Origin of the sequence: Methyloversatilis sp. (assembly GCF_030696805.1) — a bacterium.
In the GTDB taxonomy this organism is placed as follows: Bacteria; Pseudomonadota; Gammaproteobacteria; order Burkholderiales; family Rhodocyclaceae; genus Methyloversatilis.
On record NZ_JAUYRO010000034.1, the window covers coordinates 47,121 to 60,954 of the forward strand.

General features: G+C 64.2%; 11 protein-coding genes. All 11 read right to left on the bottom strand.

Annotated elements, in window-relative coordinates; all coding sequences use genetic code 11:
• Window positions 1–10: 10 nt before the first annotated feature.
• Complete coding sequence (locus Q8R75_RS04245) at window positions 11–1,369, bottom strand: AMP-binding protein (protein ID WP_305611741.1); 1,359 nt, start codon at window positions 1,367–1,369, stop codon at window positions 11–13.
• Between the two features lie 71 nt (window positions 1,370–1,440).
• Window positions 1,441–2,547 carry a glycosyltransferase family 4 protein gene (locus Q8R75_RS04250; protein WP_305611742.1) on the bottom strand — a complete coding sequence of 369 codons (1,107 nt, stop codon included), beginning with the start codon at window positions 2,545–2,547 and terminating at the stop codon, window positions 1,441–1,443.
• On the bottom strand, window positions 2,544–3,758 hold the full coding sequence (locus Q8R75_RS04255) for a TIGR04063 family PEP-CTERM/XrtA system glycosyltransferase (RefSeq protein WP_305611743.1): 1,215 nt from the start codon (window positions 3,756–3,758) through the stop codon (window positions 2,544–2,546). The genes Q8R75_RS04250 and Q8R75_RS04255 overlap by 4 nt, the downstream gene beginning before the upstream one ends.
• 13 nt (window positions 3,759–3,771) lie before the next feature.
• On the bottom strand, window positions 3,772–5,685 hold the full coding sequence (locus tag Q8R75_RS04260; protein ID WP_305611745.1) for an XrtA/PEP-CTERM system amidotransferase: 1,914 nt from the start codon (window positions 5,683–5,685) through the stop codon (window positions 3,772–3,774).
• Window positions 5,686–5,699: 14 nt separating this feature from the next.
• Window positions 5,700–6,848, bottom strand: a complete 1,149-nt coding sequence (locus Q8R75_RS04265) for a TIGR03088 family PEP-CTERM/XrtA system glycosyltransferase (protein WP_305611746.1) — start codon at window positions 6,846–6,848, stop codon at window positions 5,700–5,702.
• Window positions 6,845–8,389 (bottom strand): exosortase A, encoded by a 1,545-nt coding sequence (xrtA, locus tag Q8R75_RS04270; protein WP_305611747.1) that lies wholly within the window; start codon window positions 8,387–8,389, stop codon window positions 6,845–6,847. The genes Q8R75_RS04265 and xrtA overlap by 4 nt, the downstream gene beginning before the upstream one ends.
• A complete protein-coding gene (locus tag Q8R75_RS04275) occupies window positions 8,349–9,623 on the bottom strand; it encodes a TIGR03087 family PEP-CTERM/XrtA system glycosyltransferase (protein ID WP_305611748.1) in 1,275 nt (424 codons plus the stop codon). Before Q8R75_RS04275 ends, xrtA begins: the two co-directional genes overlap by 41 nt.
• Before the next feature lie 5 nt (window positions 9,624–9,628).
• The gene (locus tag Q8R75_RS04280; RefSeq protein ID WP_336623614.1) at window positions 9,629–10,690 is read right to left on the bottom strand and encodes a FemAB family XrtA/PEP-CTERM system-associated protein; all 1,062 of its coding nucleotides are present in this window, start codon (window positions 10,688–10,690) and stop codon (window positions 9,629–9,631) included.
• Complete coding sequence (locus Q8R75_RS04285; protein WP_305611769.1) at window positions 10,680–11,516, bottom strand: XrtA system polysaccharide deacetylase; 837 nt, start codon at window positions 11,514–11,516, stop codon at window positions 10,680–10,682. Before Q8R75_RS04285 ends, Q8R75_RS04280 begins: the two co-directional genes overlap by 11 nt.
• Before the next feature lie 19 nt (window positions 11,517–11,535).
• Window positions 11,536–12,684 (bottom strand): UDP-N-acetylglucosamine 2-epimerase (non-hydrolyzing), encoded by a 1,149-nt coding sequence (gene wecB / locus Q8R75_RS04290; protein WP_305611750.1) that lies wholly within the window; start codon window positions 12,682–12,684, stop codon window positions 11,536–11,538.
• Complete coding sequence (locus tag Q8R75_RS04295) at window positions 12,681–13,796, bottom strand: XrtA/PEP-CTERM system-associated ATPase (RefSeq protein ID WP_305611751.1); 1,116 nt, start codon at window positions 13,794–13,796, stop codon at window positions 12,681–12,683. Before Q8R75_RS04295 ends, wecB begins: the two co-directional genes overlap by 4 nt.
• Between the last annotated feature and the right edge of the window lie 38 nt (window positions 13,797–13,834).

Sequence of the window (13,834 nt, forward strand, 5' to 3'; positions counted from 1 at the left end):
ACCACCGCGATCACGTCTTCACCTTGCTGATGACATAGCGGAACTTCCCCGATCCCTCGGCCGGAATCTGGTCGACGTGTTCGACAACGACATCCACCGCACTTCCGAGACGCGCCTGCATACCCGCGCGTATCCGTTCATCACCGTCCTGCGGAAAGTCGTCATCGGTGACGATGCGTACGCGCGTGAGTTCGAGACTTTCCTGCTCGATGCGGAAAGCGCTCACGCCGGGCATGTCGCGCACCACGTAGATGAGCGCCAACCCGTGCATCACGGTACCGTCCTGCGCGACGATGAAGTCCGTGCTGCGGCCTTCGATTTTCTGCAGTACCGGCAGCGTGCGGCCGCAGCCGCAGAGCTGTTCGCCCAGCGTGCCGACATCGCCGGTGCGATAGCGGATGAAGGGAAAATCGCCGGTTGCGAGGTGGGTCACCACTATTTCTCCGGACTGGCCGGGCGGCAACACGCGCCCGTGCGCATCCACGATTTCGACAATAATGTCTTCGGCGGTGATGTGCATCGATCCATGCGGGCACTGGTGCGCGATGAACCCTGCGTCGCGACCGCCGTAACCGTTCGCCACAGGGGCGCCGAATACCTGCTCGATCAGTGCCCGCTGATGGTCGTACAGCCGCTCGGACGTCACGAACACCACCTTGATGCCCAGATCGTCCAGCCGCTCTCCGGTGCGTTGCGCGTAGCGGGCAATGTGCGCGAAAGCCGACGGATAGCCGAACAGCATGCGCGGACGCATCGCGCGAAACTGCTCAATGAAATCGGCCACTTTCCGGTCCGACATTTCGAAGGCGGGGAACAGTCGGGTACGCATCAGGGCATCGCGCCAGCGGCGGATCCGGTCCTGCGAGCCAAGCTCGATCGGACTGCCCCACAGCACCACTTCCGGATCACCGATATCGACGCCCCACCAGCGCGTCGCCCGCCACTTGGCGGCGACATCGCGACTGACACGCTCGGAACCGATGAAGAAGATCAGCGGTACGCCGCTTGAGCCACCCGTGTTGAAGCGCACCAGTCCGCGCGCGTCATCGGCCTTGAGCGCCTCCGTGTGCTCGCGGATCAGCGGCTTGTCGAGAAACGGGAGCCGCTGCAGATCGGCGGTCGACGCGACACTTGCCGGATCGAACCCGATCCGGGCGAACAGATCCCGGTAATACGGCACATGGGAAGCGGCGCGGACAAGCAGGGACCGCAGCCGCTCGACGCGATGCGCTTCGAGCCTTTCGGGCGACCACCATTGCGACTGCTCAAGCGCGCGCCGATCAGCCACTGTGGTGTGTCCCTTCAGCTTTTCCTGCAGCGGAAAAATGACCGAAGAGATTAAATTCGGGAAGCGCCGCGCCTGTGCCATCAATGAGGAAATGTGGATTGTTCGGGCCCGCTGCCGGGCGGAGAAAAACCGCCGCACCGGGAGGACGAAGACTACCTTTTGTCGGGCCTGCGGTCTGTGGCTGGCAGCACGGTGCTGTAGGTATCGGCCAGGCGCCGGCGCACCGCTGGCCAGGAAAACTGTGCGACGTGCGCCAGCCCGGCTTCGTGCAGTCGATGGACCAGCCCGTCGGTGGTGAACAGCCGGATCAGCGCGTCGGACATGGCCTGCGGATCACCGGACGGCACCAGAAGCGCAGTTCGACCATCTTCCACGAGGAAGGGCACGCCGCCGACATCGGTGCTGACGACAGGTACGCCGCAAGCGAGGGCTTCGAGCACCGAGTTGGGCGTGTTGTCCACACGGGACGGATTGATCATCACGTCCGCACTTCCATACAGGGCGACCACGCGATCCCGGTCGAGACGGCCGGCGAAAACGATGGATTCACGCAGTCCGAGTTCGAGTGCAAGCGCTTCGAGCCGTGATCTTTCCGGTCCTTCACCCGCGAGCGTCAGATGCGCCCCGGGGAATTGCCGGCGAAACAGAGCGAGTGCACGAATGGCTGTTTCGTTATCGTAGATCGCTTCGAGATTGCGGGTGACCACCAGGTGCGGAGCGGTACCGCTCGGACGGGGCGGTGTCGACAAGAAGCGCTCGACATCAACGGCGTTCGGCAGGATGGTGGCCGTCATGCCGAAACGCCCGAAAACACCCTGCAGGAATCCGGATGGCACGGCCAGAAGGGCCGCCTTTGCCATGGTCAGTCTGACCAGGGCGGCGTGCTTCATGAGAAAGGGTTCAGCCTCGCCGCCGCGATAATTCACGATGACAGGGCAAGCACGCAGCCAGCCGATCCAGATGGCGGGTGCCGCGAAAAGGTGCCACGACCAACCGGAGTTGGCCATGACATGCATGACGTCGTTGCGAGCGGCAGCGCGCCACAACGCAGCGAGGTAGGGCAGCAAACGCGCGATGGCGCGGACGCCCGGCAGGCCGCCGAGCCAGGCCGGCCGGTAGGGCGCGTTGGTCTGGACCAGTTCGACCTTTGCGCCCTCCAGGGCAAGCTTGTCGGCCAGCTGACGTGTCTGGTTTGCCATGCCGCCCGCCGGTGGGGGCAACGGCCCGACCAGCATCAGCCGCAGACCGTCGAAGCTCATGCGGCGGCAGCTCTCCGCAGGGCGCCGTATACATCGCTATAGCGCGCAACGGAAGCCTTCCATGTGCGCTCGTTCTCGACGAATCGTCGGCCGGCCGCCCGCAGCTGGGGCCAGCTTTCGTGCATGCCGAGCAGCCGCAGCACGCTGCGTGCGAGATCGTCGGCGTCACCGGCCCGAAACAGGATGCCGGTCTCGCCGTCGCGAATGAGTTCGCGGTGGCCACCGACATCGGATGCCACCAGCAGCCGTCCCTGGGCCATCGCCTCGAGCGGCTTGAGCGGTGTGACGAGCTCGGTCAGGCGCATCGAATGGCGCGGATAGACCAGCACATCGACCAGGTTGTAGTAGCGCTGCACATCGGCGTGCGGTACCCGGCCGGTGAAGATCACGTGTTTCTGCAGACCGAGGTCCCGGGCGAGTTGCTTCAGGTTGGCTTCCTGCGGGCCGCCGCCAGTCAGCAGCAGGGCGACATCGGGTGCCATTTCGAGGATGGCCGGCAGCGCGCGCAGCAGCAGGTCCAGCCCCTCGTAGGCGTAGAAGGAGCCGATGAAGCCAAGCACGCGTTTGCCGACCACCCCGAGTTCGGCGCGCAGCGCCTCGTCGCCCGGGACGCCGAAAGCGAAATTCTCGACATCGACCGCATTGGGAATGACGGTGATCTTCGATGCGGGTATGCCCCGCCCGGCGAGATCGAGCCGCAAGCCCTCGCAGATGGTCGTGACCGCATCGACTGCACGCACGGCACGCGTTTCCATCGCGCGGGTGGCGCGATAACGCAGGCTGCCTTCGGTGGTGGTGCCGTGATCGACAGCCGCATCTTCCCAGAAGGCGCGTATTTCGTAGACCACGGGGATGCCCAGTTGCCGGCCGACGCGCAGTGCCGGAAAGGCATTCAGCACCGGTGAGTGCGCGTGCAGCACATCGGGCCTGATGTCGCTCGCGACCTCGAGCAGACGCTGTTCCAGCGCACGCATCTGTGCGCGCTCGCGCAGCACCGGTACGCGTTCGAGCGTGCCTGGCGACCACGGTGTGCGGTGAAAGATCAATCCGTCGACGTCTTCCACCAGCGGCCCGGGCGCTGTGTGCTTGACGCCGGTGACGTGGTGCGTATCCCAGCCCAGTTTGCGCTGCTCGCGCAGGATGGCGGCGGTACGGAACGTGTAGCCGCTGTGCAGCGGAATGGAGTGATCAAGCACGTGCAGGATGCGCATCTCGGTGGAGTCCTCAGGCGGCGTCGCGCAGGGTTTGACGCTCCTGATTGCGCAGGAAGGCGTCGAACATCAGCAGGGTCCACAGCGACGCACTGTAGTCGCTGCGTCCGGACTGATGCGCGTCCACCAGATGTTCCAGATACGGGCGATTGAACCAGCCGGTATCGGCCAGCCGGCTGCCGAGCACCGCGTCACGCACCCGCTGCTTCAGCGGACCGCGGAACCAGCGCGCGAGAGGCACCGAAAAGCCCATCTTCGGGCGATACATGATGTCGTGCGGCAGATGCGGTTCAAGCGACTTCTTCAGCAGGTACTTGCCTTCCTGTCCGCGGATCTTCAGCGATGCAGGCAGCGTGGCCAGCCATTCCACCAGCGGGTGATCCATCAGCGGTTCGCGCACTTCGAGCGAATGCGCCATGCTCGCGCGGTCGACCTTGGTGTTGATGTCGCCCACCAGATAGGTGTTCAGATCAAGGTACTGCACCAGCGACAGCGGCTCGTCAGATCGGTGGCGCGCCGCGTGGCGGTGGAATACCTCCACGGCGTTGTAGCCGCCGAGTTCCGACTTCATGCGCGCACTGAACAGTTGCCTGCGCATCGGATCGCGCAGGATGGAAACAGAGTGGAAATAGGCTTCGACGGACGTGCGGGCCAGCGATTCAAAGGTGCTCTTGGCGCGGAACACGCGCGGCGCCCAGTCGGCCTTCGGATAGAGCTGGCCGAGCGTGCCGAAAAGCGGGCGGCGCACGCCCAGCGGCAGCCGCGAGCGCAGCTGTTCTTCCATCATGTGCAGCCGGTAGCGGCGATAGCCACCGAAGCTTTCGTCACCGCCATCGCCTGAAAGTGCAACAGTCACGTGCTTGCGTGCAAGCTGACAAACGCGATAGGTCGGCAGCGCCGAACTGTCGGCGTACGGCTCGTCATAGAGCCAGGCCAGCGTGTCGATGAGATCGAAGTCGTCGGATGCGACCATTTCGACGCGATGATTGGTGTGGTAGCGGTCAGCCACCTGCTGGGCGAAGCGCGATTCGTCGAACGCCGGATCGTCGAAGGCGATGGCACAGGTATTGACGGGCGCGTCCGACGCCTGGGCCATCATCGCGACCACGGCACTCGAATCGACACCACCCGACAGGAATGCACCGAGCGGCACTTCGGAAATCATGCGCAGGCCGACCGACTCGCGCAGGCGGCGGATCAGTTCTTCCTCCGCTTCCACCGCGTCGATCGCAATGACCGAGCCGAAATCCACGTCCCAGTAGCGACGCGGCGCCGGCGCCACTTCACCGCGCCGGATGCACAGACTGTGTGCCGGTTCCAGCTTGAACGCCTGGCGATAGATGGTGCGCGGATCGGCGACATAGCCGAGTGCGAAGTATTCCTCGACCGCATGCGGATCGAGCGCGAGCGACAGACCGCCATGCGCGGTCAGGGCCTTCAGCTCCGATCCGAAGATGAGCTGGCCGTCCGGCAGCAAGGCATAGAAGAGCGGCTTGACGCCGAGCCGGTCGCGCGCCAGGAAAAGCGTACCGGTGTTGCGGTCGAACAGCGCAAACGCGAACATGCCGCGAAAGCGCTGCACGCAGTCTTCGCCCCACTGTTCCCACGCATGCACGATCACTTCGGTATCGCTGCGCGTGCGGAAGGTATGTCCCAGCGCCGTCAGTTCGGGTATCAGCGACTGGAAATTGTAGATCTCGCCGTTGAACACGACGATGACCGATCCGTCTTCGTTGGCCAGCGGCTGCTGGCCGCTCGCGACGTCGATGATGGACAGGCGGCGATGCCCGAGCCCGACACCGGGCTCGATGTGCAGGTCGCCTTCGTCCGGGCCGCGGTGATGCTGCGACTCGTTCATCCGGTGCAGTACATCACGCGCAATGTCGCGACGGTTGCGCGTGTCGAAAATGCCAACGAAACCGCACATGCAGGAAGGTCCGATCAGAGAGTGGATGCGTCAGGGCAACTTTGGCTGCCCGACAGCGTGAGATAGGTATTACGGTAAGCCGCAACCATCGCTTCAATGCTAAAGGACGACTCGATTCGCTGCCGTGATGCACTGCCGTGAGCGGCGAGCAGCGAGGGTTTGGCCGCGTAATCGATAATGATCGAAGAAAGGGTGGCAATGTCGCCGGGGGCGAACAGACGTCCGTTGACGGTCTCGTCAACCAGTTCCGGCGTGCCGCCAACCCGGGTCGACACGATGGGCAGGCCACACGCCATGGCTTCGAGAATCGTGTTCGAAATGCCTTCGCCCAGCGAGGGCAGCACGAACAGATCGAAGCACGTCATCAGTGCAGGAATATCGCTGCGTTCGCCGGGAAACCACACCTGTGCAGCCAGTCCGGCTTCGTCGACCATCCGTTGGCAGGGCTCTCGGGCAACGCCGTCGCCGATGATCACCAGCCGCAGCGCATCGCCGCCCGGCTGCGCACAGGCGCTGATGAAGGCAGACACCAGCGTTGGATAATCCTTCACGCCGACCATGCGTCCCACGCTGCCGATGACGAAGCAGTCCTGCCGGAAGCTATCCGGCAAAAGGTCCCGCACTTTGACGGTGGGCGGGCAGAAGCGCTGCTTGTCGACGCCGTTGTAGATCTGCGTCACACGTGTTGCATCGACGCCGATGACGTCAACGAGCCAGTGCTGCAGATCGCGACTGACTGTCAGATAGCGGTGGACGAAGGGGCGGGCGATGCGGCGCAGGCGGTTGTAGCGCGCATTGCTGCCATCGAGGTCGAACACGTCGCGGCCATGCTCGCCATGCACTCGTATCGGCACCCCGGCCAGCCAGCCCACAAGCACACCTTCGATCGCAGACAGGTTGCGGGTGTGCAGGATATCGGGGCGAAGCGCGCGCAGCGTGCGCCACAGGCGGAAGTAATGTGCCGGATCCTTGCCCGGCTTTTTCTTCACGTCGTGGAAGATCACGCGACCTGGACGGATGCGCTCCGCAAAATGGGAATGCCCCTGCAGGCACACCACATGGTGCTCGAAGTCGCCCTCGGGGAAATTGTTGAGCAGGTTGACCATGCCGTTCTCGAGGCCACCTGTGCCGAAATGATGAACGACATGGACGATTCGCATCACGGCGATACGGCCTTGTCGATCGTCGGTTCGAGCAAGGCCGCGAATTCGCGCAGCAGCGCCTGGGACTTTGCCCGGTCTCCGGATTGCGGCGTGTAGAGCACGACCCCGTAGCCCGAATCATCACGGGTCAGCAACAGGTTGCGTGCGAAAAGCAGCTTTGCGATGACGCCGTTCGCAGTCGGCGTGTCGCCCACCACGTACCAGTCGTGGATGAGCAAGCGCAGGCGTGACGAGCGCAGTTCCGTCTCACGCAGCGCATGCGGCGAATTCGAAACGATGCGCTCGCCGACGTTCGACCACACGTCATGCTCCTGTTCGATCATGTAATTGCCGGAGTTGATCAGTTCGGCATCCTGACGCTGCCGTCCGTACCACGCGAGATGGACGACGATCACTTCGTCGTTGCGGCGGTACTGCAGCGTGTTTTCACGGTCGGGATTCTGGAACGTCGGACGCCAGTCGGTCAGCGCCGCCCCCTCATCCAGCGTCCAGCCCGCACCCGGCTCGACCGGCAGAGCCAATCCGGGCAGCGGCGGCAGCGGACGCTGCGCGAGTTGAGCCACATAGAGCAGCGGACCCGCCAACAGTGCTGCAGCGGCGATGCCGACTGCCGCTGTCCGGAGCGTCGACACCGGTCGCCACGCGGCCGAACCGGCTTGCGGCGGAACATCCTCTGCCTCGCGTTCCTGCCAGAAGGATCCGACCCAGAACAACAGCAGCATGATTACGCCGAAGAACACCCAGCCGTAGATGATGTGATCGACGCCGGTGGCGATCTTCATGTCGGAGTAGTGGGCGAGCAGCACGATCATCAGCGCCCGGAAACCGTTGGCGATCACCGGAACGACAAAGGACGCAACGATGAAGGCTGCGCGCCGCCAAATGGAGCGATAACTCACATAGGCGAACAGCGCGCCGACGGTGACCGACGAAATGAGGTATCGCAGGCCGCTGCACGCCTCGACCACAGACCAGCTGCCTGAGGGCAGTTCGAAGAAGGTGCCTTCGCGGTAGACCGGGAAGTTCAGCAGCTGCAGCGCACCCACGGTGAAGTCCGCCGTGAAATTCATCAGCGGCAGCATCAGGTTCTCGCCCATCGGCACGCCGAGGAACAGGAAGGCCAGCGGATAGGCGATCACCCACGCAATGCGCCAGCCCAGCACGGCGATGACCAGAGCCGGAATCGACGCAACGAAAGCAAGCTGGCGCACCACCTGCACACCAGCGACCTCCGCTGCCAGCCAGCCTGCGAGACTGAGCGCGAGTGCGGCCAGCCCCCAGAAACACGGCTGCGGCGACACGTTCGACAGCGCCACCCGTTTGCGCCAGACCAGCCAGGCAAAGATGGGCACCACCAGAAGGCCATGCGCGAAGGTTTCGGATCGCAGCCAGATTTCGGCCATGGAACTGGCCGTGTCCCAGTACAGGGCAAGCAGAACCGCGAGCAGCAGCACAAACAGCGGGCCCGCGCTGCGCCACGCACCGGTGACCGGGCGCACTTCAGCCACGGGATTGGAGGATGCCGGGTTCAGCATTGACATGACTTTCCTTGATGAATGACTGCAGACCTGCGTCGCGCGCGGGCGCATCGAGGCAAGTATCCAGCGCAGCCAGTGCGCTGTCCCAGCGATAGACCTGTTCGATGCGCACACGGGCGTGCGCGCCGATGGCGCCGGCATGCACCGGATCAAAAAGAGAAAGCACTGCATCGGCGAACGAGCGGGCATCCGACGCGACGGCGAAATCGCGCCCGGCCTCGGCATCAAGGCTGCCGGCGCAGGTCATCGACACGACGACCGGCCGGGCCATGGCCATGGCTTCGAGCACCTTGTTCTGGATGCCGCGTGCCACGCGCAGCGGCGCCACGGCGCACGCCGCATGGGCGACCCACGGCCGCACATCGTCCACCCGCCCGGTCACGGTGACGTAACCCAGCCGCTCCAGATCGCGTACCTCGGCCGACGGATTCATGCCGACGATGTAGAAACGCGCCGCCGGTCGGGCGGCCCGGATGTGCGGCATCACGTCGGTGGCGAACCAGCTCGCGGCGTCGATGTTGGGCCAGTAGTCCATTGCGCCGGTGAACACGATCGCCTGCTCCGACGCCGGATAAGGATTCGCGCCTGCCTGGCACGGATGGAAGAAATCCACGTCGACCCCATTCGGCAGGGGCGTCACGCGTCCTTTGAGTGCAGGCGAAAGCGACTCGAACAACGCGACCTCTGCCGGTGTCACCAGCAGACTCATGTCCGACGCATCGACCACGCGCATTTCATACTGCAGAAGGGTGCGCGCCTCCCGGCGGTAAAGCCAGGACATCAGCCAGCGATGACGCGCGGCGTACTCGGACCACTTTTCCGAGTCGACATCGACCAGATCGACGATGCGCCGCACGTGCGGATGACGATCAAGGTATTGCGCCATGGTCGAACAGAACACGACCACCTTGCGGATGTCGTGTCGGGCAATGGTGTCGTCGACCCAGCGTTGCATGGCCGCCGATCGATAGTAGGCAACGCTCAGCGATTCGCCGGTCGCCAGCGCGCGCAGGGATGCGAACTTCCGGCTGCGCGGATGAATGCGCTCGGTGTGCAGCTGTGCGCATGTCGCGGCCAGCGTCGATACGTGCGGAAGGTCCGCCGCGTCGTCGACGAACGTTCCCGCATGGATTTCGTAGCGCCGGGCCAGATGCTTCAGCAGGTGATACGAGCGGATTTTGTCGCCCTTGTTGGGCGGATACGGCAACCTGTGCGCGAGGAAAAGCAGCGGTTCCAACCGGGTCAGCCCAGGTTGCGGACGATCAGCGGCCCGAGCGTGTTGGCAAAACTGCGCGGCATGCGGCGCCAGACTTCGATCATCAGCTTGTACTTGGGGTTGGACGGGTTGTTGCGCGGCAGGCTGTCGCGCTTGTACAGGCAGTATTCGTAGTGCAGCGGTGTCGGCTCGAAACCCCAGTTCTTCTTGAACGAATAGGAACCGGTACCCTGCTTGCTGCGGCCGTAGTCGAACACCCGGATGCCGCGCTCGCAGGCGTGGCGCATCAGTTCCCAGTACTTGAAATCGTTCGCCGCCAGATCGCGCGCCGCTTCGGCGTCGCCCGCGTAGTAGGGCAGGATTTCGTCGCGGAAGTAGAAGCTCATGACGCTGCTGAGCAGCGCGCCGTCCGGGCCTTCGACCGTCATGACCGAACAGCGCTCGCCGAAGGTGGCGCGCAGCGTGTCGAAGTAGCGACGCGACATCGCGGGCGTGCCATGACGATGCACGTTGTCCGAATACAGCTCGAAGAAGCGGGCATTGTCGGCGTCGAATTTCGCGACCAGACCGTTCTTGATGCCCTTGCGCACCATGGCGCGCTGCTTGCGCGGAATGGCGTTCATGTTCGCCTCGACGTCAGGCGACAATTCCTTCCGGAAGGTCACGTAAAGGTCTTCGGTCGGCCAGTCGGTGTGACGGGCGGTGACGTTGCGGAATTCGAGATGGTCGACGCCGAGCAACCGTGCGATGCGCTGCGCTTCGGTCTCCAACGCCAGCGCAGCGGATTCGTTGTCGGCCGCCACGCCGCCATAGACGCCGAAGGGCAGCGACACCAGAGAGTGTCCGAACAGCCGGCTCTTGACCTGCGCCAGCGGCAGTACGCCGCAGACGCGTCCGGCCTGTTCGGCCAGCAGGTAGTGCGTGCGGTGGCCGAACACATCACGCATGATGTCGCGCCACTCGAACAGGTGGAAGAAGCTTGCCGCCGGGCTCGCTTCGACGAAGGCGTTCCAGTTCGCGCGGTCCGCATCGGTGGCGGCGCGCACGCCCACGCTCGCAGCTGTCATGAATTCCGCCTCAGGTCGCACGGGCTATCTCCGGAAACACCTCGTCCATCCGGCCCCAGCGGAAATCGCGCATCAGGCGCGCCAGCCGGCCTTCGGTGCGGTCGAGGTTGATGTAGTGACGAAAGCGCGACTTCGCATCCACGCCGGCGACACGCGGCTGCGCGGCGTCGATTTCCCACGGGTGGCAATAGAACATGGCCGGTCGGCCGTCGCGCCGGTTCACCTGCTGCAGCAGCCAGCGCGACGCCACGTAGGGCAGCAACCTGAAATAGCCGCCGCCCCCGGCGGGCAGATTGCGGCTGCCGACACGCACGGTGGTGACCGGCACTTCCATCAGGCCTTCGCGCGAGGCGAACGGGAAGCGCGGCGCATCCGGCATACCGTAGTGATCGTGCTTGACCGGATAGATGCTTGAGCTGTAGCGGTAGCCCGCTTTGGCCACGCAGTCGAGCGCCCACGGATTGGCGTGGCCGATCGAAAAGCTCGGTGCGCGGTAGCCGCGCACTTCGCCGCCGGTAATGTCTTCAAGCAGCTTCTTGGCACGCGAAATGTCGTCGAGAAAATCGGCCGGGGTCTGGTCGGTGGCGCGCAGGTGCGCACTGCCGTGGCTGGCAATTTCGTGCCCGGCGCGGGCGATGCGTTGAACCATGGCCGGGTAGCGCTGCGCAATCCAGCCCAGTGTGAAAAAGGTGGCGCGGTTGCCGGACGCGTCGAGCAACGCAAGAATGCGATCCACATTGCGTTCGACGCGGCACTCGATGCGGTCCCAGTCTGCGCGTGCAATGTAGGGCGCGAGCGCCGACACCTGGAAGTAATCTTCCACGTCGACGGTGAAGGCGTTGCGGATGGCCGTCACGACGTCCGGCTCACGGTGCGGCGCGCGCCTGCAGCCAGGCGTACAGATCGGCTGCGATGCGCGGGGCGGCTGCACCGTCCCAGTATTCGGGGACGCGACCGCGCTTGCCACCGGTCGCGAGCGTGTCATCGAGGCAGCGCGCGAACAAGGTTTCGTCCGACCCCACCACGGTGTTGGTGCCCTGCTCCGCCGTGATCGGCCGCTCGGTGTTTTCGCGCAGTGTGATGCACGGCACCGATAGCGCCGTCGTCTCTTCCTGCAGACCACCGGAGTCGGTGATCATGACCGTCGCCCCATCCATCAGACCGAGCATTTCCAGGTAACCCAGCGGCGGAAGCAGCGCGATGCGCGGATTGTCCAGCAAGGCGCCCAGACCGAACCTTTCGAGATTGCTGCGGGTGCGCGGATGAATGGCGAACACCAGCGGCAGCCGTTCCGCTGCCTTGGCGAGCATGCCGGCGAGGCGCTTGAGCTGTTCCGGATCATCGACATTGCTCGGGCGGTGCAGCGTAACAACGCCGTAGCAACCATCGGCGATCAGCGCAGGGTCGATGCCGTGCTCGGTCAAGGTCGCCGCAGGGGGCACCGCCAGCGAGCGACTCGACAGCAGCGAGTCGATCATCACGTTGCCGGCGAAATGCACCCAGGATGCGTCGACGCCCTCGCCCGTCAGATTGGCCAGTGCGCTGCGTTCGGTCGTGTAAAGCCGGTCGGAAATGCGGTCGACCAGAATGCGGTTGATTTCTTCCGGCATCGCACGGTCGCCGCTGCGCAGGCCGGCTTCGACATGCACCACGGCGATGTGCTTCTTCACCGCGACCAGCGCACACGCCAGCGTGGAATTCACGTCGCCGACAACCAGCACGCACGACGGCTTGATGTCGTCGACCAGGGGTTCAAAGCGCTTCATGATTTCGGCCGTCTGCACGGCATGCGTACCCGAACCCACTTCGAGATTGTGCTGCGGCGTCGGCAGACGCAGTCCGCTGAACAGGCGCTCGTTCATCGCGTGGTCGTAGTGCTGACCGGTATGCACCAGCACCCACGGAATCGCCGGCGCATGTTCATCGAAGGCGCGCAGGATGGGCGCCATCTTCATGTAGTTCGGGCGGGCGCCGACGATGCACAGCACCGGCGCAAGCGACGTGGCATCAGTCACTCTGACTCCCTCGAGGATGCATCAAGCGAGCGGTCAGCCAGTTCTCCGAGCATTGCGATGGTTTGCTCGAGCGTACGTTCGATACGTGACAAGCGGTCTTCGAGGTAGCCGGCCTGCTGCGCGTTGACGAAATCGCGCACCCGTTGCGCGGATGGTGCATCGAGCTTGAACTGCGACAGATCCATGTCGAACAGGGCCGGCGCGCCCACCATGTGCGAACCGCCGAAGGCAGCGCGCCCGGTCGCAGCTGCCCCCCCCGAATCGCCATGCTTGGCCACTGCCGCAGCAGCGGCGGCGTCACCCGCTTCATCGCGGATTTCACTGACCACCACGGCCACTTCGTCCGTCGAGAATGCGGTCGCGCCAGTGAGGAAGCCGGCCAGCATGAGCCGGTCGCACAGCGTGTTGATGCGCCGTGGCACGCCATCGGTCGCCTTGAAGATGGCTTCATGCGTCCCCGCCAGGAAAGCCGGCGATCCGCGCCAGCCCACATGCTTGAGCCGGTGTTCGATGTAGGCTTCGGTTTCGGCCGGGTCCATCGGTCCGAGGTGATAGGACGCAATGACCCGTTGCCTCAACTGCTGCATGTCCGGGCTCTGCATCGTTTCGCGAAACTCGGGCTGACCGACCAGGAAACTCTGCAGCAGCGCATGCTCGCCAAGCTGGAAATTCGAAAGCATGCGCAGTTCCTCGATCGCTCGCGGCGTCAGGTTCTGCGCCTCATCGACGATGAGCAGTGCGCGCTTGCCGGCCGCGGTCAGCGACAGCAGGAACATTTCGATCGACAGCAGCAGGTCCGCCTTTTTCAGCTGCTTGTTCGGCAGGCCGAAAGCGGCAGCGACCAGACGCAGCGTGTCTTCGGCATCGAGATGGGTGCTGACCAGCTGCGCCGCCACGACTTTCTTGACGTCGAGCTTCTGCAGCAGGCTGCGCACGAGCGTGGTCTTTCCGGCACCTATTTCACCGGTGATGACGATGAAGCCTTCACTCTGGTGCAGCCCATACTCAAGGTAGGCCAACGCGCGGCGATGCCCCTTGCTACCGAAGAAGAAGGACGGATCGGGGTTGAGCTGGAAAGGCTTGCCAGAGAGGCCGTAGAAGGATTCGTACATTGAACAGGGATTGTGAAGTGAAGGCCACCTGCCCGCCC